At 71.5% G+C, this 21,179-nt stretch carries 18 protein-coding genes; 13 read left to right on the top strand and 5 right to left on the bottom strand.

Annotated elements, in window-relative coordinates:
• Positions 1 to 8 precede the first annotated feature (8 nt).
• The gene (locus tag BA175_RS28785) at positions 9 to 614 is read right to left on the bottom strand and encodes a rhomboid family intramembrane serine protease (RefSeq protein ID WP_069174560.1); all 606 of its coding nucleotides are present in this window, start codon (positions 612 to 614) and stop codon (positions 9 to 11) included.
• A 112-nt stretch (positions 615 to 726) separates the two neighbouring features.
• Between BA175_RS28785 and BA175_RS28780 the strand changes: the two genes are divergently transcribed.
• On the top strand, positions 727 to 1,392 hold the full coding sequence (locus tag BA175_RS28780) for a UbiX family flavin prenyltransferase (RefSeq protein ID WP_069174497.1): 666 nt from the start codon (positions 727 to 729) through the stop codon (positions 1,390 to 1,392).
• Positions 1,393 to 1,402: 10 nt separating this feature from the next.
• Here the strand turns inward: BA175_RS28780 and BA175_RS31350 are convergent, their stop codons facing one another.
• On the bottom strand, positions 1,403 to 1,555 hold the full coding sequence (locus BA175_RS31350) for a hypothetical protein (protein WP_175420944.1): 153 nt from the start codon (positions 1,553 to 1,555) through the stop codon (positions 1,403 to 1,405).
• Between the two features lie 122 nt (positions 1,556 to 1,677).
• Between BA175_RS31350 and BA175_RS28775 the strand changes: the two genes are divergently transcribed.
• The 6 genes from BA175_RS28775 (at position 1,678) to BA175_RS28750 (ending at position 7,143) form a co-directional block, all read left to right on the top strand.
• The gene (locus BA175_RS28775) at positions 1,678 to 2,133 is read left to right on the top strand and encodes an Lrp/AsnC family transcriptional regulator (protein ID WP_069174496.1); all 456 of its coding nucleotides are present in this window, start codon (positions 1,678 to 1,680) and stop codon (positions 2,131 to 2,133) included.
• Positions 2,134 to 2,216: 83 nt separating this feature from the next.
• Positions 2,217 to 3,380, top strand: a complete 1,164-nt coding sequence (mqnE, locus tag BA175_RS28770; protein ID WP_069174495.1) for an aminofutalosine synthase MqnE — start codon at positions 2,217 to 2,219, stop codon at positions 3,378 to 3,380.
• Between the two features lie 143 nt (positions 3,381 to 3,523).
• Positions 3,524 to 4,090: a GNAT family N-acetyltransferase gene (locus BA175_RS28765; protein ID WP_175420949.1), complete on the top strand. Its 567-nt coding sequence runs from the start codon at positions 3,524 to 3,526 to the stop codon at positions 4,088 to 4,090.
• 86 nt (positions 4,091 to 4,176) lie between these two features.
• The gene (locus tag BA175_RS28760; RefSeq protein WP_069174494.1) at positions 4,177 to 4,473 is read left to right on the top strand and encodes a DUF4229 domain-containing protein; all 297 of its coding nucleotides are present in this window, start codon (positions 4,177 to 4,179) and stop codon (positions 4,471 to 4,473) included.
• A 396-nt stretch (positions 4,474 to 4,869) separates the two neighbouring features.
• Positions 4,870 to 6,225, top strand: coding sequence for a dicarboxylate/amino acid:cation symporter (locus BA175_RS28755; protein WP_069174558.1), 1,356 nt, complete (start codon positions 4,870 to 4,872; stop codon positions 6,223 to 6,225).
• A gap of 297 nt (positions 6,226 to 6,522) precedes the next feature.
• Positions 6,523 to 7,143, top strand: a complete 621-nt coding sequence (locus tag BA175_RS28750) for a TetR/AcrR family transcriptional regulator (protein ID WP_069174493.1) — start codon at positions 6,523 to 6,525, stop codon at positions 7,141 to 7,143.
• A 19-nt stretch (positions 7,144 to 7,162) separates the two neighbouring features.
• Here BA175_RS28750 and BA175_RS28745 read toward each other — a convergent pair whose 3' ends face one another.
• Together BA175_RS28745 and BA175_RS28740 are read right to left on the bottom strand one after the other, a co-directional pair.
• Entirely contained in the window at positions 7,163 to 8,134 is a 972-nt protein-coding gene (locus BA175_RS28745) for a MaoC family dehydratase (protein ID WP_069174557.1), read from the bottom strand.
• 4 nt (positions 8,135 to 8,138) lie between these two features.
• A complete protein-coding gene (locus BA175_RS28740; protein WP_069174492.1) occupies positions 8,139 to 9,458 on the bottom strand; it encodes a 3-oxoacyl-ACP reductase in 1,320 nt (439 codons plus the stop codon).
• A 75-nt stretch (positions 9,459 to 9,533) separates the two neighbouring features.
• On the opposite strand from BA175_RS28740, the gene BA175_RS28735 reads away from it, so the two are divergent.
• The 5 genes from BA175_RS28735 (at position 9,534) to BA175_RS28715 (ending at position 17,482) form a co-directional block, all read left to right on the top strand.
• On the top strand, positions 9,534 to 10,811 hold the full coding sequence (locus tag BA175_RS28735; RefSeq protein WP_069174491.1) for an acetyl-CoA C-acetyltransferase: 1,278 nt from the start codon (positions 9,534 to 9,536) through the stop codon (positions 10,809 to 10,811).
• A 342-nt stretch (positions 10,812 to 11,153) separates the two neighbouring features.
• On the top strand, positions 11,154 to 13,064 hold the full coding sequence (locus BA175_RS28730; RefSeq protein WP_069174490.1) for an AMP-dependent synthetase/ligase: 1,911 nt from the start codon (positions 11,154 to 11,156) through the stop codon (positions 13,062 to 13,064).
• A 284-nt stretch (positions 13,065 to 13,348) separates the two neighbouring features.
• Complete coding sequence (locus tag BA175_RS28725; protein ID WP_069174489.1) at positions 13,349 to 14,917, top strand: APC family permease; 1,569 nt, start codon at positions 13,349 to 13,351, stop codon at positions 14,915 to 14,917.
• Positions 14,918 to 15,017: 100 nt separating this feature from the next.
• Positions 15,018 to 15,863, top strand: coding sequence for an LLM class F420-dependent oxidoreductase (locus BA175_RS28720; RefSeq protein WP_069174488.1), 846 nt, complete (start codon positions 15,018 to 15,020; stop codon positions 15,861 to 15,863).
• 134 nt (positions 15,864 to 15,997) lie between these two features.
• The gene (locus BA175_RS28715) at positions 15,998 to 17,482 is read left to right on the top strand and encodes a peptidoglycan D,D-transpeptidase FtsI family protein (protein WP_069174487.1); all 1,485 of its coding nucleotides are present in this window, start codon (positions 15,998 to 16,000) and stop codon (positions 17,480 to 17,482) included.
• A 67-nt stretch (positions 17,483 to 17,549) separates the two neighbouring features.
• On the opposite strand, the gene BA175_RS28710 is transcribed toward BA175_RS28715, so the two are convergent.
• Complete coding sequence (locus tag BA175_RS28710) at positions 17,550 to 18,212, bottom strand: HAD family hydrolase (protein ID WP_069174486.1); 663 nt, start codon at positions 18,210 to 18,212, stop codon at positions 17,550 to 17,552.
• 120 nt (positions 18,213 to 18,332) lie between these two features.
• On the opposite strand from BA175_RS28710, the gene BA175_RS28705 reads away from it, so the two are divergent.
• On the top strand, positions 18,333 to 20,915 hold the full coding sequence (locus BA175_RS28705; protein ID WP_079159866.1) for a bifunctional FO biosynthesis protein CofGH: 2,583 nt from the start codon (positions 18,333 to 18,335) through the stop codon (positions 20,913 to 20,915).
• Positions 20,916 to 21,179 lie beyond the last annotated feature (264 nt).

Here is a 21,179-nt window from a genome sequence, read left to right as displayed (position 1 = left end):
GGCGGGGCTCAGGCCGTGAGGTACCCCTCAGGCCGCTGGATGCGGCGGGGGCGGCGGAAGGCGAACGCGGACACGACCCCGCCGATGAGCCCGAAGAGGTGGCCCTGCCAGCTGATGCCGGAGTCGGTCGGCAGCACGCCCCAGAGCAGCGAGCCGTAGACCCCGGCGATGATCACGCCGACCACGATGTCGAGCGGGCGCCGGTCCACGAAGCCCCGGACCAGCAGGTAGCCGAAGAGCCCGAAGACGACACCGGACGCGCCCAGCGTGATCGTGTTCGGCGGGGCCGTCAGCCAGACGCCGAGGCCGCCGGTCACGACGACCACGAGCACGACGCCGGCCAGTCTGCGTATCCCGGCGAGCGCGGCGATGAAGCCGAGGACCAGCAGCGGGACGCTGTTGGAGGCGACGTGCTGCCAGCCGTCGTGCAGGAACGCGGAGGGCACTATGTCGGCCAGCTCGGCCGGTTCGCGCGGACTGATGCCGTAGGTGTCCAGGGAGTGGCCGGTCAGCGCGTCCACGCCTTCCAGGACCCACAGCAGCGCGATCCAGGCGAGCATGACCGCTCCGGCCGTGACGGCGCGTGCGGTGGCCCCGGTGCGTGGCTCCGGCATGCTCACCCCCTGCTCATGACTGTTCTCCTGTCCGTTGCAACGTACGGAGCCCTGCCTCGGTTCCTGGAGCCGGACGGCGGCTAGGCTCGGACGTGTGGAATCCAGGACTTCAGTGACTCAGCAGCGGCGCAGGCCTTGGATTGTCGGGGTGTCGGGCGCATCGGGTACCCCCTTCGCGGCCTCTGTCCTGCGAGGACTGCTGGCCGCGGGGGAGAGCGTGGACCTGGTGGTGAGCCGTGCCTCACGGCTCACCCTGCTGGACGAGACGGGCATCCCGTTCCGCGACGCCCACTGGCGGGAGGACCTGGGGAGCTGGCTGGCCCGGGGCGCGGACGGGAAGCCGGACACCTTCCGGCCGGACGTCCGTGACGTGCGGCACTGGGCGGCGGGTGACCTGGCGGCCGGGCCGTCCTCGGGGTCGTACCCGGCCAAGGGGATGCTGATCGTCCCGGCGTCCACGGCCTGCGTCGCCGGGGTGGCGCTCGGACTCTCGAAGGACCTGCTGCAGCGGGCGGCGAGCGTGACGCTCAAGGAGCGGCGGACGCTGGTCGTCGCGGTGCGCGAGACGCCGCTGAGCGGCTCGACACTCAAGCAGATGGTGGCGCTCGACGAGGCGGGCGCCGTGGTGCTGCCCGCCTCTCCGGCGTTCTACGCGGGGGCGAAGCACATCCAGGATCTGGTGGACTTCGTCGCCGGGCGGGTGCTGGACGCGGCAGGCGTGCCGCACCAGCTGTACCGCCGGTGGGAGGGGGAGCTCGGTGGCGGCTCCCGCGACTGAACCGGTGGGGTCAGCGCTTCTTGGCCGCGCGGCGGGCGCGGGTCCGGGTCCGGTCGACGCGGTGGGCGGCGGCGGGCTCGTGGGCACGCGAGCGGTTGGCCAGGTCCTGCAGCTCGCGCATTCGGGCGTAGGCCATCTCGATCGAGTACACGGTGTCGTTCACTCCTGAAGATTCGAAAGCGTTTCTTGGATGATCTGGAAGATTTATAGGGCCTGGACCCTGTTGTGCCTTAGATTCTACACGTAAACTCGCGGTACTGCTGAACAATGGAAGGTTTCAGTCATATGGACGCGGTGGACAGGCAGCTCATCCAGGCCCTCAGAGAGAACGGCAGGGCCTCGTACGCCGAGCTGGGGCGGCTCGTCGGGCTCTCCGGCCCCAGCGTCACCGATCGCATCAACCGGCTGGAAACCGCCGGTGTCATCACCGGCTACCGCGCCACCGTCGACTCCGCGTCGCTCGGGCTGGGGGTCACCGCGCTGATCGGGATCTCCCTGTCCGACGCGGCCGACCACGAGGACGTCGCGCACCGGCTGAAGGACCTCGCCGAGATCGAGGACTGCTGGTTCATCGCGGGCGACGACTCCTACATGCTCAAGGTGCGGGTCGGTGACGTGGACGGCCTGGAGAGGACGATCCGCAGACTGAGCGGGACGAAGGGCGTCTCGCGGACCCGCACCACGATCGTGCTGTCGACCAAGTGGGAGAACCGGGTCGGGGAACTCCCGGGCGAGTCCTGACGCCGGACGCTGGTGCCTCCGGCGGGAAGGCGGAGGAGTACGGTGGGCCGAAGTCTGTTACGTAGAGGTATGGGAGGCCACTGGTGGACGCGGGACTCAAGCGCGAGCTGGAGGAGAAGGTCCGGGCCGGCGAGCGGCTGACCCGCGAGGACGGGATCGCGCTCTACGAGTCCGACGACCTGGCGTGGCTCGGCGGTCTGGCGCACGAGGTGCGTACGAGGAAGAACGGCGACGTCGTCCACTTCAACGTCAACCGCCACCTCAACATGACCAACGTGTGCACCGCGTCCTGCGCCTACTGCTCGTTCCAGCGCAAGCCGGGCGAGAAGGACGCGTACACGATGCGCATCGAGGAGGCCGTCCGCCTCGCCAAGGCGATGCAGGGCGAGAACCTCACCGAGCTGCACATCGTCAACGGCCTCCACCCCACCCTTCCCTGGCGCTACTACCCCCGCTCGCTCAGCGCGCTGAAGGAGGCCCTTCCCGAGGTGGCGCTCAAGGCGTTCACCGCGACGGAGATCCACCACTTCGAGACGATCTCGGGGCTGTCGGCGTCCGAGATCCTCGACGAGCTGATCGAGGCCGGTCTGGAGTCGCTCACCGGCGGCGGGGCGGAGATCTTCGACTGGGAGGTCCGCCAGCACATCGTCGACCACAACACCCACTGGGAGGACTGGTCGCGCATCCACCGCCTCGCGCACGAGAAGGGTCTCAAGACCCCGGCGACGATGCTGTACGGGCACATCGAGGAGCCCCGTCACCGCGTCGACCACGTGCTGCGGCTGCGGGAGATGCAGGACGAGACCGGCGGCTTCCAGGTCTTCATCCCGCTGCGCTACCAGCACGACTTCGTGGACATGAAGGACGGCAAGGTCCGCAACACGCTCCAGGCGCGCACGACGATGGCGACCGGCGCCGAGGCGCTGAAGACCTTCGCGGTCTCCCGGCTGCTGTTCGACAACGTCCCGCACGTCAAGGTCTTCTGGGTGATGCACGGGGTGCAGACCGCCCAGCTCGCCCTCCAGCACGGTGCGGACGACATGGACGGGTCGGTCGTCGAGTACAAGATCACGCACGACGCGGACGACTACGGCACGCCGAACAAGCTCGGCCGTGAGGACCTGCTGGAACTGATCCGGGACGCCGGCTTCCGTCCCGTCGAGCGCAACACCCGGTACGAGATCCTCCGTGAGTACCCGGGCCCGGACGAGGGGCGGCGCGAGTCGCCGCAGCCGATGCGCGTCTGACGCACGGGGACCGCCCCACGCCCGTGCCCGGTGCGGAGGTCCCGCTCCGCGCCGAAGGCCCCGGCCCGCCGTCCCCGGGCCGGGGCCTTCTCGCGTGGTGGACAGGCGCGAACGCCGGCAGGAGTAAGGGTTAATCTTCCATCATGGCACTTACTTTCGACGTGGATCCCGCGGTCGACCGGGGGTTGCGGGACGGCATTGCCGCGCTCTGGGCCGATGTCAGCAACGCCGGCGGGGCGGTCGGCTTCGTCCCGCCCGTCACCGTGGAAGAAGTGCGGCCCGAGCTGGTCAGGCATCTGTGCGGCATGGCCGAGGGGCGGACCACCCTGGTGGTGGGCCGGGACGAGGACGGCAGGGTTGCCGCCACCGCGTTCCTCACACGCAACACCCACCAGCTGATGCGCCACTGGATCGGCGTGTACACCGTGATGGTCCACCCGCGCCTGCAGGGCAGGGGCCACGGCCGCGAGCTGATGGCGGCCGTGGCGGACGCCGCCCGCGCGGCCGACGGCATCGAGGCCGTCCGGCTCACCTGCCGCGGGGGCACCGGTGCCGACCGCTTCTACGCGTCCTGCGGGTACAAGGAGGTCGGCCGCGTCCCGGACGCCATCCGGGTGGCCGAGGACGACTACCGCGACGACGTCATCATGCTGCTCCCGCTCCTCGGGGGACAGGGCGCGGTGCGCCGTGGAAGCAACCCTGCGAACTGATCGCATTCGGGGCATGCTTCACTGGTCGGGCAGGATTCGCAGACTGCACGACCGCAGGAACGTCGGACGTAGAGAGAAGGCCAGCCGTGTCCGCTGCCAAGCCCAGCGCAACGATCCGGTACACCGCGCTGCGTGTGCTGATCTTCGTCGGTTGCTTCTTCGTCGCCGGTGTCGCGGTCCACTTCGGCCTGCTGCCTTCCGGAGCCGGCGGCTCCAACGCGGTCTGGGTCGTCCTGCTGGGTCTGCTGCTCTCCGCGCCGCTCAGTTACGTGCTGCTGCGCAGGCAGCGCGACGAGATGTCCGCGCAGCTGATCTCCACGGTCGACCGCACCAAGGCCCGGCTCGAGGCCAACCGCACCCGCGAGGACAGCGTCACCCGGTAGGCGCCGCCTACGCTTCCCCACGCCCGTACGCCGTACGGACCGGACCCCGGTACCGGAGCATCAGCTCCCGTGCCGGGGTTCCGGCGTGTACGGGGGCGGTACCGCGAAGGCGGAGGGAGGGCACGGTCAAAGGGGAGCTTTGAGGTTCCCAAAGTTCAAGTGTTAACGTATTCGACGTGAACGCTGCAGCGCGCCCCCGCTACGCCATGAGCCCTCCGCTCGTGGCGCGCCTGCATGTCGATCTCTGCCGCTGTATGTCCGCGGTCTGTTGCCGCAACGTCTGAACCGGCATCATGCAGCGGCGCCGCTCCTGGCGCGGGCGCCGCACCCCGTCCCCGTCCGACCGCACGGCCGTACGTCTCGTACGCTCCGTTGCGCCTCCTCAGGAGTGTGTTCGTGTCCGCGAATTCCGCGCCCCCCGCCGCGAGCGGCGCCGGTGAGCCGTCCGGCTCCGGCTTCCGCATACCCAGCGTCCCCTTCTGGGCCCAGATCGTCGCCGGTCTCGTCCTCGGTGTCCTGCTCGGCTGGCTCACCCGCAGCCAGGACATCGGCTGGCTCTACACCACGCTCGACAAGATCGGCCACATCTTCGTCCAGCTGCTGAAGCTGGCCGTCGCACCGCTCGTCTTCTTCGCGATCATGGTGTCGATCACCAACCTGCGCAAGGTCAACAACGCCGCCAGGCTGGCCTCCCGCACCCTGCTCTGGTTCATGATCACCTCGTTGATCGCGGTCGCCATCGGCCTCGCGATCGGCCTGATCACCAACCCTGGCTCCGGCACCGGCCTCACCCCCAAGGACGGCGCCAAGCCCGAGAACGCCGGCTCCTGGCTCGACTTCCTCACGGGCATCATCCCGACGGACGTCATCACCCCGTTCACCGAGCTGAACGTCCTGCAGATCGTCTTCATGGCCGCCGTCGCCGGTATCGCCGCGCTCCAGCTCGGCGAGAAGGCCAAGCCCATCCTCACCCTCAGCGAGTCCGTCCTGGAGCTCCTCCAGAAGGCCCTGTGGTGGGTCATCCGCCTCGCCCCCCTCGGCACCGTCGGTCTCATCGGCTACGCCATCGCCGACTACGGCTGGGACCTGATCGGCAAGTACGCCACGTTCACCGCCGACGTCTACATCGGCTGCGCCCTGGTGCTGTTCGGCGTCTATCCGCTGCTGCTGGCCACGGTCGCCAAGGTCAGCCCGCTGCAGTTCTTCAAGGGCGCCTGGCCCGCGATCCAGCTGGCCTTCGTCTCCCGTTCCTCGGTCGGCACCATGCCGGTCACCCAGCAGGTCACGGAGCGTCTCGGCGTTCCTAAGGAGTACGCCTCCTTCGCCGTCCCGTTCGGCGCCACCACCAAGATGGATGGCTGCGCCGCGATCTACCCGGCGCTGGCCGCGATCTTCATCGCGCAGATCTTCGACGTCCAGCTGGGCATCGGTGACTACATCCTGATCGCGTTCGTCTCGGTGATCGGCTCGGCGGCCACCGCCGGTCTCACCGGCGCCACGGTCATGCTGACCCTCACCCTGTCGACCCTGGGCCTCCCGCTGGAGGGTGTGGGTCTGCTGCTCGCGATCGACCCGATCCTGGACATGATGCGCACCGCCACGAACGTGGCGGGCCAGGCGCTGGTCCCGGTGATCGTCGCTGCCCGCGAGAAGATCCTCGACCACGACGCGTACAACTCGGCGTCCGCCTCCCCGGTCGACGAGGCCGGCCCGCGCGACGCGGAACCGAAGGGCGTTCCGGTCACCGCCTGAGGGCCGGCCCGCGCCGTAGCCGTCGTCGCGCGCCCGCCGTGCACCGCGGGCCGGCCCGTGGCGGCGATCGCGCCATGCGCCCCGTCCTCACCGAGGACGGGGCGCACGCGTCTGTGCGCGCCCGTTGGGGGAGGTCCGTGGGGAGCGCGGCGAGCGGGGTGGGGCGACAACCGGCCACCGGGGCCGGGGAGCGACGCGGGAACAGGACGGGGTCGGAGCGGCGCCGTAGTCTTGCCGAGGAGCAGGGCAGCGGGGGCGGGAGGAAAGTCCGACGTGAGTGCAGTGAAGAGCAAACGCATGCCACGCGCGGTGCGGGAGCAGCAGATGATGGACGCCGCGGTGCGGACCTTCGGGCAGCGCGGGTACCGCGCCGCCTCGATGGACGAGATCGCGGAGCTGGCCGGAGTGTCCAAGCCACTGGTCTACCTGTACCTGAATTCCAAGGAAGAACTCTTCACCGCCTGCATCCGCCGCGAGGCGAAGGCGCTGATGGAAGCCGTGCGGGCCGCGGTGGAGCCGGGACTGCCGGCCGACCGGCAACTGTGGGCCGGGCTGCGCGGGTTCTTCACGCACACGGCGGAGAACCCGGACGGCTGGGCGGTGCTGCACCAGCAGGCGCGTGCGCAGGGCGAGCCGTTCGTCAGCGAGGTCGGTGTGCTGCGCGAAGAGATCGTTGCGTTCGTGACGGGTCTGATCGGGGCGGCGGCGCGTGAGTCGCACTACGATCCGGCCCTGCCCGACCGGGATGTCGCCGGGCTCGCGCAGGCGCTCGTCGGGGCCGCGGAGGCGCTCGCGGGGTGGGCGAACGTCACGCCGGGCGTCTCGGCCAAGGAGGCCGCGGCCACGCTGATGAACTTCTCCTGGGCGGGCCTGGAGAACCTCATGCACGGCCGTGGCTGGCAGCCCCGGGCGGACTGACCGCGAGACCGGGGCCCGGTCAGCCCTCCCGCGTCACCCGGCCCGTGAGGTGGACGCGTCCGGCGCCGCGCACCTCGAAGGCGGGGCCGGCGGCGGCGTACGTCACGGTCGCCGGCAGCAGGACGGGGGCCCTGAACTCGGCGCGTACGGTACGGATCCGGCCGGACCCGGACGCCTCGGCCTCGGCCAAGCAGCGGGCGACGGTCCACATGCCGTGCGCGATGTGCCGGGGGAAGCCGAACAGCCGTGCTGTCAGGGGGTGGAGGTGGATGGGGTTGCGGTCGCCCGACGCGGCGCCGTACCGCCGTCCGAGGTCGCCGGGCAGCCTCCACTCGGCGACTGCCGGCAGCGCGTCGCGGGCCGGGCCGGTGGGGGAATCGCCGGCCGGATCGATGGCGGGATCTCCGGCCCGGACGGCCGCGTTCGCTTCCGCCTCCACCTCCGCCGCTGCCGCTGCCTCCGCCTCCGCGACCGGTCCGCCGGCCGCGGGCGAGGACGGTGCGGGACCTCGCGGGGTGGCCGTCGCGGGTGCTCTCCCGGTGGAGTACCGCGACAGATAGCCGCTGCGCGACTCCCAGACGAGCTCGCCGGACAGCCGCGCCTGCGTCACCACCGTGACCTCGGTCCCCCGGCGATGGGGCGTCAGCTCCTCGGCGTACACGGTGAGTTCGGGGGCGTCCGCCGGGTGGAGCGCCCGGTGTCCGGTGATCTCGATCCGGGTGTGGACGAGCCCCAGCACCGGCAGGGGGAAGGCCCGGCCCGTCATGATGCGCATGGCCAGCGGGAACCCCAGGACGTGTGGGTAGGTGAGCGGCAGCACGTCCCGTTCGGTGAAGCCGCAGATCCCGCGGTACGAGGCGAGGCGGCCGGGGACGATCCGCGCGGCCGGGAGCACCGCACGGGCCGGGGGGAGCGCGGCGCCGGAACGCCCCGCCGACTTGAACGGCGAGGTCACGGCACCGCGTACGAGGGACACGAGCAGGCCGGTCACGGCGTCACGCACCCAGCAGGCTCTGGCCGCAGACCCGGACGACCTGGCCGTTCACGGCGCTGGAGGCGGGCTGGGCGAACCAGGCGGTGGTCTCGGCCACGTCGACCGGAAGCCCGCCCTGGGCCAGGGAGTTCATCCTGCGGCCCGCCTCGCGGATGAGGAGCGGGACGGCGGCCGTCATCTTCGTCTCGATGAAGCCCGGGGCGACCGCGTTGACGGTGACACCGTGGGCGGCGGCGGCGCGCGGGGCCAGGGAGCGGACGAGGCCGATGATGCCCGCCTTGCTGGCGGCGTAGTTGGTCTGGCCGGTGTTGCCCGCGATCCCGGCGATGGACGCGGTGGCCACCACACGCCCGCCGCGCCGGACGGTCCCCGTGTCCAGGAGGGTGTCCGTGGTGCGCAGGACGCTGTCCAGGTTGACCTCCAGGACCGAGTCCCAGCGGTCGGCCGGCATGTTGGCGAGCCTGCGGTCCCGGGTGATGCCCGCGTTGTGGACGAGGATGTCGAGGCCGTCCGGTGCGGCCGCGGCGATCAGGCCGGCGGCGTCGGGGGCGGTGATGTCCAGCTCCAGCGCGCTCGCGCCGAGGCGGTCGGCGGTACGGACGAGGTCCTCCCGGGCCTGGGGCACGTCCAGGCAGATGACCCGGGCGCCGTCCCTGGCCAGCACGGAGGCGACGGCGGCACCGATGCCCCGGGCGGCCCCGGTGACCAGCGCCGTGCGGCCGGCCAGCGGCGCGGCCCAGTCGGGGACCGGGTCCGGTGCGGCGTCGGTGAGCTCGACCACCTGGCCGCTGACGTACGCGGAGCGCGGGGACAGCAGGAAGCGGAGCGTGGACTCGGCCGAGGCGGCGGCCCCCGGGGCGATGCGGAGCAACTGGACGGTGGCGCCCTTGCCGATCTCCTTGCCCAGGGAGCGTACGAACCCTTCGAGGGCCTGCTGGGCCGCCGCCTGATGGTGGTCGTCGGCGGACGGCGGCGTGCCGAGGACGACGACACGTCCGCCGGGGGCCAGTGACCGGACGACGGGGTGGAGGGCGGCGTGCACGCCGCCGAGCCCGGCGACGGTGGTGATGCCGGTCGCGTCCAGGACGACGGCCGCCGGGCGCTCCGCCTGCGCGGTGACCTCCAGGCCGCTCGCGGCGAGTACCGGACCGAGCGTCTCCGGGTGGGCCGTCGTACCGGCCGTGAGGTGCAGCAACGCCCCCTCCAGCGCGGGTGTCGCCACCGTCCACCGGCGGAGCGGGGTGGGTCGGGGCAGTCCGAGCCCCCGGGTCAGGAAGCGTCCGGGCGCTGTGCCGGTGAAGCGGAGATAGCGGTCGGCCATTGTCCGGACTCCCTGCTGGTCGTAGATTTACTCCGGAGTAAGGTTACTCAAGGGTCAGGATCTGGTCGAGATGAGTTGGTCGAGTTGATTCCCCTCGCACTTCCGCAGCCGCGCCGGGTCGCGGTCATCGGCGGCACCCGCATTCCCTTCGCCCGCTCCGACGGCCCGTACGCCCGGGCCTCCAACCAGGAGATGCTCACGGCCGCGCTGGACGGACTGGCCGAGCGCTTCGGCCTGCGCGGGCAGCGGGTCGGCGAGTTCGTGGCCGGAGCGGTCCTCAAGCACAGCAGGGACTTCAACCTGGCCCGTGAGACGGTCCTGGGGTCGTCCCTGGATCCGCGCACCCCGGCCTACGACGTGCAGCAGGCCTGCGGAACCGGTCTTCAGGCGGTCGTCGCGGCCGCGAACAAGATCGCGCTGGGTGCCGTCGACTCGGCGGTCGCGGGCGGCGCGGACACCACGAGCGACGCCCCCCTGGGCGTGAACGACCAGTTGCGCAGGATCCTGCTGGAAGCCCGCCGGGCGAGGTCGGCGGCGGGCCGGATCAAGGCGCTGGCGGCCGTACGCCCCCGCCACCTGATCCCGGACATCCCCCGCAACTCCGAGCCGCGCACCGGGCTGTCGATGGGCGAGCACGCCGCGGTCACCGCCCGGAAGTGGGGCATCGGCCGCGAGGAGCAGGACCTGCTGGCGGCCACCAGTCACCAGCGGCTCGCCGCGGCGTACGAACGCGGCTTCTTCGACGGCCTCGTCGTCCCGTACCTCGGCCTGGAGCGCGACCAGAACCTGCGCCCCGGCTCCACGCCCCGGAAACTCGCCACGCTGAAACCGGTGTTCGGCACCGACCACCCCGACGCGACGATGACCGCGGGCAATTCGACCCCGCTCTCCGACGGGGCCGCCACCGTGCTCCTGTCCAGCGAGGAGTGGGCGGCGGAACGCGGCCTGGAGCCGCTGGCGTACCTCTCGCTCCACGAGACGGGTGCCGTGGACCACGTGAACGGCGAGGACGGGCTGCTGATGGCGCCCGCGTACGCGGTACCGCGCCTGCTGGAGCGGGCCGGTCTCACGATGGCGGACTTCGACCTCTTCGAGATCCACGAGGCCTTCGCCTCCCAGGTCCTCGCCACGCTGGCGGCCTGGGAGAAGCAGGGTCTGGCACCCGTCGACAGGGCGAAGCTGAACGTGGCGGGCTCGTCCCTCGCCACCGGCCACCCGTTCGCCGCGACCGGCGCCCGGATCGTGGCGACCCTGGCCGCGCTCCTCGCCGAGCGCGGCGGGCCGGGCCGTGGCCTGATCTCCCTCTGCGCGGCGGGCGGCCAAGGGGTCACGGCCATCCTGGAACGCCCGTGAGGGGAGTAGTTCCGGGGCGGATCAGGGCCGGCCGGGAACACCCCGGACGGCCCTGACCACCGGGCACCCGCCGCACGGATCCGCCCGCGTACGAAGCGCAGCCCGCAGACCCGCAGACCCGCAGACCCGCAGACCGCAGACCGCAGCCCCGCAGACCCGCAGCCCGGCAGTCCGCACTCCGTAGACCCGCAGTCCGGCAGCCCGTAGACCCGCAGTCCGGCAGCCCGCAGCCCGTAGATCCGCCGGCACACAGCCCGTGTACGACCCCGCGCACCCAGCAGCCGCACCGGCGCCGGACCCAGGGACGGGACCGGCGCCCGCCCCGATGTCGAGGAGTCGCCCGTGTCCACGCCCAGCTCTGCCGCCGTACCCGGTGTTCCCGTCCTCGTCGAGCCGACCAGGGTCAGAGGGGCGGACGGCACCGTACGGGAAGCGTCCGTGCCCCGGTTCGCGCCGATCGTCCGGAGCGGTTCGCTCGCCGAGATCCCGTTCGACAACGCACGCGAGGCCCCGTCCGAAGCCGTCCTCAGCCGCAAGCGCGCCGACGGCAGCTGGCAGGACGTCAGCGCCGCCGACTTCGCCGCGGAGGTCCTGGCCGTCGCCAAGGGTCTCGTCGCGGAAGGTCTCCAGCCCGGCGACCGGGTCGCGATCATGGCCCCGACGACCTACGAGTGGACGCTGCTCGACTTCGCCTCCTGGGTGGCCGGACTGGTCACCGTTCCCGTCTATCCCACCTCGTCCGCCTTCCAGACCCGCTGGATACTCCAGGACTCCGGAGCCGCCGCCTGCGCGGTGGAGGGCAAGGAGCTGGGGCGGATGGTCAGTCTCGAGCGGCAGCAGCTCGGGGACCTGACCCACCTCTGGCAGTTGGACACCGGTGTCATCGGGCGGCTGAAGAAGCTGGGCAGGCACATCCCCGACGCCGTCATCGCAGCCCGCCGCGCCACCCTGGGGCCCGACACCCCCGCCACCCTCATCTACACCTCGGGCACCACAGGCCGCCCCAAGGGCTGCGTACTGACCCACGGCAACTTCTTCGCCGAGGTCGACAACGCCATCGCGCTGCTCCACCCGGTCTTCACGTCGGTGTCCAAGCGCCCCGCCTCCACCTTGCTGTTCCTGCCCCTCTCGCACGTCTTCGGCCGGATGGTCGCCATCGGCTGCATGCGGGCCCGGGTCCGGCTCGGGCACGCCCCCTCCATCAGGACCGAGGACCTGCTGGCGGACCTGGCCGGATTCAGGCCCTCCTTCCTGCTGGCCATCCCGTACGTGCTGGAGAAGGTCTACAACACGGGCCGGGCCACCGCCGAGAAGATGGGCCGCGTCTCCTCCTTCGACCGCGCCGCCCGCGTCGCGGAGCGCTACGGCGAGGCGGTCGAGGCAGCCGAACACGGCACGGGCCCCGGCCCCGGACTCGGGCTGCGCGCTGCCCGCGCCCTCTACGACCCGCTGGTCTACCGGCGCATCCGGGCAGCGCTGGGCGGACAGGTCCGGTACGTGATCTGCGGCGGCTCCCCGCTGGGGAGCCGGCTCGCCGCCTTCTACGCGGGAGCGGGCATCCAGATCTTCGAGGGCTACGGCCTCACGGAGACCACCGCCGCCGCCACGGTCACCCCGCCGCTCAAACCCCGGCTGGGCACGGTGGGCTGGCCGCTGCCCGGTACCGCCGTGCGGATCGCCGACGACGGGGAGGTCCTGCTCAGGGGCGGCCAGGTCTTCCGGGGCTACTGGGACACCGCCCGCAACGAGGCCGTCCCGGACCGGGACGACGGCTGGTTCGCGACCGGCGACCTGGGCGCGCTCGACGAGGAGGGCTACCTCACGATCACCGGCCGGAAGAAGGACATCCTCATCACGTCCGGCGGCAAGAACGTCATCCCGGCGCCCCTGGAGGACTGGCTGCGGGCGCACCCGCTGGTGAGCCAGTGCATCGTGGTCGGCGACAACCGCCCGTTCGTGAGCGCCCTGATCACCTTGGAGCCCGACGGGCTGGCCCACTGGCGCAGGATGCGGAAGAAGGAAGGCGTTCCGCTGTCCGAGCTCGTCCGTGACGAGGAACTGCGCTCGACGCTCCAGCGCGCGGTCGACGAGGCCAACCGGCTGGTGTCGCGCGCCGAGTCGATCCGTACGTTCACCGTCCTGCCGAAGGACTTCACCGAGGAGAGCGGGCATCTCACCCCCTCCCTCAAGCTGAAGCGGGACGCGATCACCCGGGACTTCGCGGAGGAGATCGAGGCTCTGTACCGGGGATGAAACCGGGGGAGGCCGGAGCCGGGCGGCGCGGGCCGAAGGGAACCGGGAGGAAAGGGAGGGTGGCCGAAAAGTAGCGCCGGAAAATTTTGAATGGGGCCAAAACGGACAGGGGTGCGATTACCGTACGGCGCCCTGCAAGGCTGCGGCCTGTCAAACGGCAGGCGTGAGCCGTCGGTGACCTTCGATAGGCCGGGTAGCGAGCTGCGTACGGTTTCCAACTCAAGGGTGAGACAGGGGAGTCTCACCCTCCGGATGTGGATATCGCAGCGCATAGCGTCCTCTCCATGACTCAGCTGGACGCGCGGCCACAGGCCGGAGACACGGTAAGGGGAAGCGCCCCGGCCGACGGCGGCGTACGCGGAAAGGGCCTCGGCGGGAACTCCGTCGGCCTGATGGGCAGCGCCGTCATCGGCGTCTCCACGGTCGCCCCCGTGTACTGCCTGACCTCCACGCTCGGCTCCACCGCCGGCGAGGTCGGGGTCCAGATGCCCGCCGTGTTCCTGGCCGGATTCCTTCCCATGCTGCTGGTCGCCTTCGCCTACCGGGAACTCAACAAGGTCATGCCGGACTGCGGCACCTCGTTCACCTGGACGGTGAAGGCCTTCGGGCCGCGCCTGGGCTGGATGTGCGGCTGGGGCCTGGTCATCGCGACGATCATCGTTTTGTCCAACCTGGCGGGCGTCGCCACCTCGTACTTCTGGCTGCTGGCCGGCGAGGTCTCGGGCAGCGCCGAGATCGCCGCCCTGGACGACGACAAGGCCGTGCACATCCTGACCTGCCTCGTGCTCATCGCGGTGGCGACGGCGATCAGCTACCGGGGGATGACGGCCACGAAGGGCGTCCAGTACGCCCTGGTCGGCCTGCAGCTCGTCGTCCTCGCCGTGTTCGTGGTCATGGCCGTGCGGAAGGCGGGCAGCGGCGACTTCGCCGCCACCTCGGTGGACTTCTCCTGGTCCTGGCTGAATCCGTTCGCCGTCCAGTCCTTCGCCGCCTTCACGGCCGGCCTCTCCCTCTCGATCTTCATGTTCTGGGGCTGGGACGCCTGTCTCACCGCCAACGAGGAGACCACCGGCAGCGAGAAGACCCCGGGCCGCGCCGCGCTCATCGCGATGGTCGTCCTGGTGGGCTCCTACCTCGCCACCGGCATCGCCGCCCAGATGGCCGTCGGCTCCGGGGGTTCCGGGCTCGGGCTCGCCAACCCGGACACCTCCGACAACGTCTTCGCCGCCCTCGCGGGCCCGGTCATGGGCCCCGGCCTCGGCATCCTGCTCTTCCTGGCGGTGCTGGCCTCGGCGGCGGCGAGCCTGCAGACCACGTTCATCCCGGTGGCGCGCACGGTGCTGGCGATGTCGGCCTACGAAGCCCTCCCCGCCTCCTACGCCCGCGTCCACCCGCGCTTCCGGACCCCGGGCAGGGCCACCGTCGTGGCCGGCATCGCCACGGGTGTCTTCTACACGGTGATGACCCTCGTCAGTGAGCACGTCCTGGTCGACACGATCTACGCCCTCGGCCTGATGATCTGCTTCTACTACGCGCTGACGGCTTTCGCCTGCGCCTGGTACTTCCGGGCCGAACTGACCCGCTCGGCCCGCGATCTGGTCCTCAAGGGCCTCTTCCCCGTCGTCGGCGGCATCCTGCTCACCGCCGTCTTCGGCAAGACCCTGTACGACATGTGGGACCCGGCCTACGGCTCCGGCTCCTCCGTCCTCGGCGTCGGCTCCGTCTTCGTGATCGGCGTCGGGCTGCTCCTGCTCGGTGTGGTGCTGATGGCCGCGATGCGGCGCCGCAGCCCGGCGTTCTTCCGCGGCGAGGTGCTCACGAAGGAGACCCCCGCCCTGGTCGTGCAGGACTGAATCACCCCCGGAATACGCCGAATTACCGGCAGGAGGCTCCGATCCGCCCACCTCACGGCATACGTTGGGACCGCCACGGACGACGACGGAGGTGCCTTCCATGCGGATCGCCACAACGATCTTCCTCACCGACGGGACGATCACGCCGGTACGGCTCGCGCGCGAGCTGGAACAGCGGGGCTTCGCCGGGCTGTACCTGCCCGAGCACACCCACATTCCGGTGAGCCGGGAGACCCCCTATCCGGCGGGCGGCGAGCTGCCGGAGGAGTACGGCCGCACCCTCGACCCCTTCGTCGCCCTGGGGCAGGCCGCGGCGGTCACCGAACGGCTGGAGCTCGGCACCGGCATCACGCTGGTCGCCCAGCACGACCCCATCGACCTGGCGAAGCAGGCCGCCACGCTCGACCACCTCTCGGGCGGCCGCTTCACGCTCGGCGTCGGCCTGGGGTGGAACGTGGAGGAGGCGGCGGACCACGGCGTCCACTGGCCGACCCGGCGGGCGCTCGTCCGTGAGCGGCTGGCCCTGATGCGGGCGCTGTGGGCGCAGGAGCCGACGGCGTACGAAGGCGAGTTCGGCTCCGTCCGGGCGAGCCACGCCCACCCGAAGCCGGTGCGGAAGCCGCGTGGTCCGGTGAACGGCCCGCGCACCCTCGTCGGCGGGGCGGCGGGTCCCAAGCTGTTCGAACAGATCGCCCAGGACGCCGACGGCTGGCTGCCCATCGGCGGGCGCGGACTCGCGGAGTCCGTGCCGCGGCTGCGTACCGCCTGGGAGGCGGCCGGCCGGAACCCCGACCACCTCCAGGTGGTGCCGTACGCCGTCGTGCCCAGCCCGGGCAAGCTGGCGCACTACGCCGGTCTGGGCATCTCGGAAGTCGTCCTCCAACTGCCCCCGGCCCCCGAGACGGAGGTGCTGCGGGCACTGGACGCGTATGCGGCGTATCTGTGAGGGAGCCGGGCCGGTGACCTGACGGGGGTGATCCCCGGCCGTGGGGGGCGGCGCTAAAATCGCCTCATCACCTCCGGACATCGATGGTGCGGCCCGTGTGCGTGTGTGCCCGGCTGCCTGGGAGCGGGAGCACGATGAACAGGCCGTTGCGGCACATAGCCGTCTTCTGTGGACTGCTGATGCTGGCTCTGCTGATACGGGCCAACTGGCTCCAGTACGCCGAGAGCGAGGAACTCGCGACCCACGAGCACAACCGGCGTGTCAAGATCACCCAGTTCGCCACCCCGCGCGGCGACATCATCGTCGGCGGCAAGGCGATCACCGGGTCGAAGGCGGTCGAGGGGACCGACTTCAAGTACCGGCGGACGTTCAAGCAGGGCGCGATGTACGCCCCGGTCACCGGCTACGCCTCCCAGGCGCAGGGCATGTCCCTCCTGGAGAAGACGTACGACAGCATCCTCAGCGGCCAGGACGAGCGCTTCGCCTTCCGCCACGCCAAGGACATCCTCACCGGTGAGGAGCGGCGCGGCGGTGATGTGATCACGACCATCGACCCGAAGGCCCAGGAGGCGGCCTACAAGGGCCTGACCGATCTGGGCGCCCGGGGCGCGGTCGTCGCCCTCGACCCGGCGACCGGAAAGGTCCTCGCCCTGGTCTCCACCCCCTCGTACGACCCCACGGTCTTCGCCGGCAACTCCTTCAAGGAAGGCGACAAGTTCCAGGCGCTGGTCGACGACAAGGGCAAGCCGCTGGCCAACCGCCCGCTGCGCGAGACCTTCCCGCCCGGCTCCACCTTCAAGATCCTCACCGCCGCCGCCGCCCTGGAGCACGGTGTCGTCACGGACGTCGACGCCCGGACCGACGCGGTCTCCCCGTACCCGCTGCCGCTGTCCAGCAGCCGGATCAGCAGCGAGGCGGGGGACGCGACCTGCAGCAAGGCGTCGATGAAGACGGCCATGCAGTACTCCTGCAACAACGTCTTCCTGGACGCCGCACTGAAGGTGGGCGACGAGGGGATGCGCGAGACGGCCGAGAAGTTCGGCTTCAACGCGGACGTGTACTCCGACGCCTTCGGCGACATGCTCGCCACGAAGAGCCTCTACCCCGGGCAGCTGGACAAGCCCGGCACCGCCCTCACCGGCATGGGCCAGGGCAGCCTCACGAGCACCCCGATGCAGATGGCCATGGTCACGGCGGCCCTCGCCAACGACGGCAAGCTCATGCAGCCGTACATCGTCGACGAGTTGCGCGGCCCGGACCTGTCCACCCTGGAGAAGAACGAGCCGCAGCTCAAGAGCCAGGCGGTCTCCCCGGAGACGGCCAGGAAGGTCCAGGAGATGATGGAGTTCACCGCCAAGGAGGGCAGCGCGCAGCGTGCCCTCATCGACGGCGTGACGGTGGGCGGCAAGACGGGCACGGCTCAGCGCGGTAACGACGTGAGCAAGGAGGTCCCGTACGGCTGGTTCGTCTCGTACGGGAAGAAGGCCGACGGCCAGTCGGTCGCGGTCGCGGTGTTCATCGACCCGACGGCGATGGACATCTCCCGCTCGGACATCTCCGGCGGCGGCCTCGGCGGTCCCATCGCGAAGAAGGTCATGACGGCGGTCCTCACCAAGTAACGGCCCCGGGCCCGCCGTCGTGAGGCAGGGGACGCGGGAAGCGGGCCCGGCGCCCGCGTCCCCTGCCTCACGAGGGCAGGGGGCTCCCGGCGGGGCGGGCCAGCAGGGCGGGCAGGTCCGTGAGGGAGTCGATCAGCCAGTCCGCCGTCTCCGTGACGTCCGCGTGGCCGGCCCACCAGTGACCGTACGGGCCACGGCGGATGTGGGCCGCCCGCAGCCCCGAGGACTTCGCCGGGAACAGGTCCTCGGCCGGATGGTCACCGACGTACAGGGTGGCGTGCGGGGGAGCGTGCGAGACGTCCAGCACCCTGGCGAAGAACTCCGGGTCCGGTTTGGTCACGCCCCACTCCTCGGAGGTGACCACGAGATCCGCTGGCAGGTCCAGCGCCCGCAGCAACTCCCCGGCGCGGCGGCTGCGGTCACCCGCCACGACGACCCGCAGACCGCGTGCGCGCAGCTCCGCCAGTGCCGGGCGGACGTCCGGATAGAGGTCCGTCTCGTCCAGGTACTCGCCTCGGCCGGCCGCCACGCGGGCGTGGTACGCCTCGGTCGCGTCCATGCCGGGGCGCAGGACGGCCAGTGCCTCGGTGGCGTCCCGGCCCTGGATCACCGCCGCGCCCACCAGAGCGCTCACGGTGTGCGGCGGGACGCCGAGCCAGTCGGCCCAGGAGGCCCAGTGGCGGTCGTCGCGAACGAGGGTCTCACCGATGTCGAAGACGATCGTTTCCATCACTTGTCCGACCTTACGGTGCAAACGACGCACAACGCCCGAGGCGCCGCGGCGCCCCGGCCGGCCGGGGCAGGAAGAGGTGCTGGTCCGGGAGGGGGAAGGCGCTCGTATGCTCGCTCCATGACCGATCCTCAGCGCGGACGCCCGACCACCAACTCCATGCGGCGGGCCCTCAAGCGGGCCCGTGACGGAGTCGCACTCGATGTGACCGAGGCCGCCGTCCTGCTCCAGGCGCGCGGCGAGGACCTGACGGATCTCGCCGGCTCCGCGGCCCGGGTGCGGGACGCGGGACTCGACGCCGCGGGCCGGCCGGGAGTGATCACGTACTCCCGCAAGGTCTTCATCCCCCTGACCCGGCTCTGCCGCGACACCTGCCACTACTGCACCTTCGTCACCGTCCCCGGGAAGCTCAGGAGCGCCGGGCACGGGATGTTCCTGTCACCCGACGAGGTCCTCGACATCGCCCGCAGGGGTGCGGAGACGGGCTGCAAGGAGGCGCTGTTCACACTCGGCGACCGGCCCGAGGACCGGTGGCCCGAGGCGCGCGCCTGGCTGGAGGCCGAGGGGTACGACGACACCCTGGCGTACGTACGGGCCATGGCGATCCGGGTGCTGGAGGAGACGGGTCTGCTCCCGCACCTCAACCCCGGGGTGCTGACCTGGACCGACCTTCAGCGGCTGAAGCCCGTGGCTCCGTCCATGGGCATGATGCTGGAGACGACGGCGACCCGGCTGTGGTCCACGCGGGGCGGCCCCCACTACGGGTCCCCGGACAAGGAGCCGGCCGTCCGGCTGCGCGTGCTGGAGGACGCCGGGCGGTCCAACGTCCCCTTCACCACCGGGATCCTCATCGGGATCGGCGAGTCGTACGAGGAGCGCGCCGACTCCCTGTTCGAGCTCCGGAAGACGGCCCGCGCCTATCACGGCATCCAGGAGGTCATCGTCCAGAACTTCCGCGCCAAGCCGGACACCGCGATGCGCGGGATGCCGGACGCCGAGCTGGAGGAACTGGCCGCCGCGGTCGCCGTCGCCCGTCACATCCTGGGCCCCTCGGCCCGTATCCAGGCCCCGCCCAACCTCGTCGACGCCGAGTACGCCCTGCTGATCGGCGCGGGCATCGACGACTGGGGCGGCGTCTCGCCCCTCACCCCGGACCATGTGAACCCCGAGCGGCCCTGGCCGCACATCGAGGAACTGGCCGCGCGAACCGCCGAGTCCGGCTTCGAGCTGCGGGAACGCCTCACCGTCTACCCCGAGTTCATCCGGCGCGGCGAGCCGTGGCTCGACCCGCGCCTCCTCCCGCACGTACGGGCGCTCGCCGACCCGGAGACGGGCCTCGCGAAGGAGGGCGCGATCCCTGCCGGGCTGCCCTGGCAGGAGCCCGACGAGGGCTTCAGCTCCTCCGGCCGGACCGACCTGCACCGCAGCATCGACACCGAGGGCCGCACCGGCGACCGGCGCGACGACTTCGACGAGGTGTACGGCGACTGGGAAGCCCTGCGTGAGGCCGCCGCCCCCGGCATGGTCCCCTCCCGCATCGACGCCGACGTACGGCAGGCCCTGAGCCAGGCCGCCGACGACCCCACGAAGCTCACCGACGACCAGGCCCTCGCCCTGCTCCACGCGGACGGTCCCGCGCTGGACGAGCTGTGCCGGATCGCCGACACGCTGCGCCGTGACGTGGTCGGGGACGACGTCACCTACATCGTGACCCGGAACATCAACTTCACCAACGTCTGCTACACGGGCTGCCGTTTCTGCGCCTTCGCCCAGCGGCGCACGGACGCCGACGCGTACACCCTCTCCCTGGACCAGGTCGCCGACCGTGCCGCCCAGGCCTGGGACGTCGGTGCGGTCGAGGTGTGCATGCAGGGCGGCATCCACCCGGACCTGCCCGGTACCGCGTACTTCGACATCGCCCGCGCGGTGAAGGAACGCGTCCCCGGGATGCACGTCCACGCCTTCTCGCCGATGGAGGTCGTCAACGGCGCGTCCCGCACCGGCATGTCCGTACGCGACTGGCTGGCCACCGCGAAGGAGGCCGGTCTCGACTCCGTCCCCGGCACGGCGGCGGAGATCCTCGACGACGAGGTCCGCTGGATCCTCACCAAGGGCAAACTGCCCACCGCCACCTGGCTGGACGTCATCAGGACGGCGCACGAGACGGGCCTGCGGTCGTCCTCGACGATGATGTACGGCCACGTCGACCAGCCCCGTCACTGGCTCGGCCACCTCCGGACGCTGGCCCGCCTCCAGCAGGAGACCGGCGGCTTCACGGAGTTCGTCACCCTCCCCTTCATCCACACCAACGCCCCCGTGTACCTGGCGGGCATCGCCCGCCCCGGACCCACCGACCGCGACAACCGGGCCGTCACCGCGATGGCCCGGCTCCTGCTCCACCCGCACATCACCAACATCCAGACGAGCTGGGTCAAGCTCGGCACGGAGGGCGCGGCGGAGATGTTGCGGTCGGGCGCCAACGATCTGGGCGGCACGCTCATGGAGGAGACCATCTCCCGTATGGCGGGGTCCGGTTACGGCTCGTACCGCTCGGTCCAGGACCTCGTCGCCATCGCCGAGCTCGCGGGCCGGCCGGCGAAGCCGCGTACGACGCTGTACGGCGAGGTGCCCGCGGAGCGCGTCGCGGCCGCGGCGGCCTCGGACGGGCACCTTCCGGACCTGCTGCCGGTGCTGGAGGGCTGACGCACCCGGGGCCGGCCGGGGTCGGACAGGGCGGGCGGAGGAGCTCGCGGGGGCTGTCCCGGCCCCGCCTTCTCCGGGCGGGGCCCCCTCGCCGACCCCGACCCGATCCACCGCGCAGGGGTACGGGGACGCCGGTGGCTCCGCCCGGGGGCGTACCCGAGGGACGGTGCGGGGAGACGGGCTGCGCGGACTGCCCGACCGGGGGAGAGACCGGGGTCACAATTCCCGATGTCACATCGCGGGGGGCCCGTTCCGTCGAAGAGG

This window comes from Streptomyces griseus (assembly GCF_001715295.1).
Classification (GTDB): domain Bacteria; phylum Actinomycetota; class Actinomycetes; order Streptomycetales; family Streptomycetaceae; genus Streptomyces; species Streptomyces griseus_G.
This window is presented reverse-complemented; position numbering and strand designations above follow the sequence as displayed.

Excerpts from the sequence above, each read along its gene's own strand:
- BA175_RS28710 (WP_069174486.1), bottom strand. The coding sequence starts at position 18,212 with ATGGAAACGATCGTCTTCGACATCGGTGAGACCCTCGTTCGCGACGAC.
- BA175_RS28750 (WP_069174493.1), top strand. The coding sequence starts at position 6,523 with ATGCCACGCGCGGTGCGGGAGCAGCAGATGATGGACGCCGCGGTGCGG.
- BA175_RS28765 (WP_175420949.1), top strand. The coding sequence starts at position 3,524 with ATGGCACTTACTTTCGACGTGGATCCCGCGGTCGACCGGGGGTTGCGG.
- BA175_RS28715 (WP_069174487.1), top strand. The coding sequence starts at position 15,998 with ATGAACAGGCCGTTGCGGCACATAGCCGTCTTCTGTGGACTGCTGATG.
- BA175_RS28785 (WP_069174560.1), bottom strand. The coding sequence starts at position 614 with ATGCCGGAGCCACGCACCGGGGCCACCGCACGCGCCGTCACGGCCGGA.
- BA175_RS28720 (WP_069174488.1), top strand. The coding sequence starts at position 15,018 with ATGCGGATCGCCACAACGATCTTCCTCACCGACGGGACGATCACGCCG.
- BA175_RS28705 (WP_079159866.1), top strand. The coding sequence starts at position 18,333 with ATGACCGATCCTCAGCGCGGACGCCCGACCACCAACTCCATGCGGCGG.
- BA175_RS28775 (WP_069174496.1), top strand. The coding sequence starts at position 1,678 with ATGGACGCGGTGGACAGGCAGCTCATCCAGGCCCTCAGAGAGAACGGC.
- BA175_RS28740 (WP_069174492.1), bottom strand. The coding sequence starts at position 9,458 with ATGGCCGACCGCTATCTCCGCTTCACCGGCACAGCGCCCGGACGCTTC.
- BA175_RS28725 (WP_069174489.1), top strand. The coding sequence starts at position 13,349 with ATGACTCAGCTGGACGCGCGGCCACAGGCCGGAGACACGGTAAGGGGA.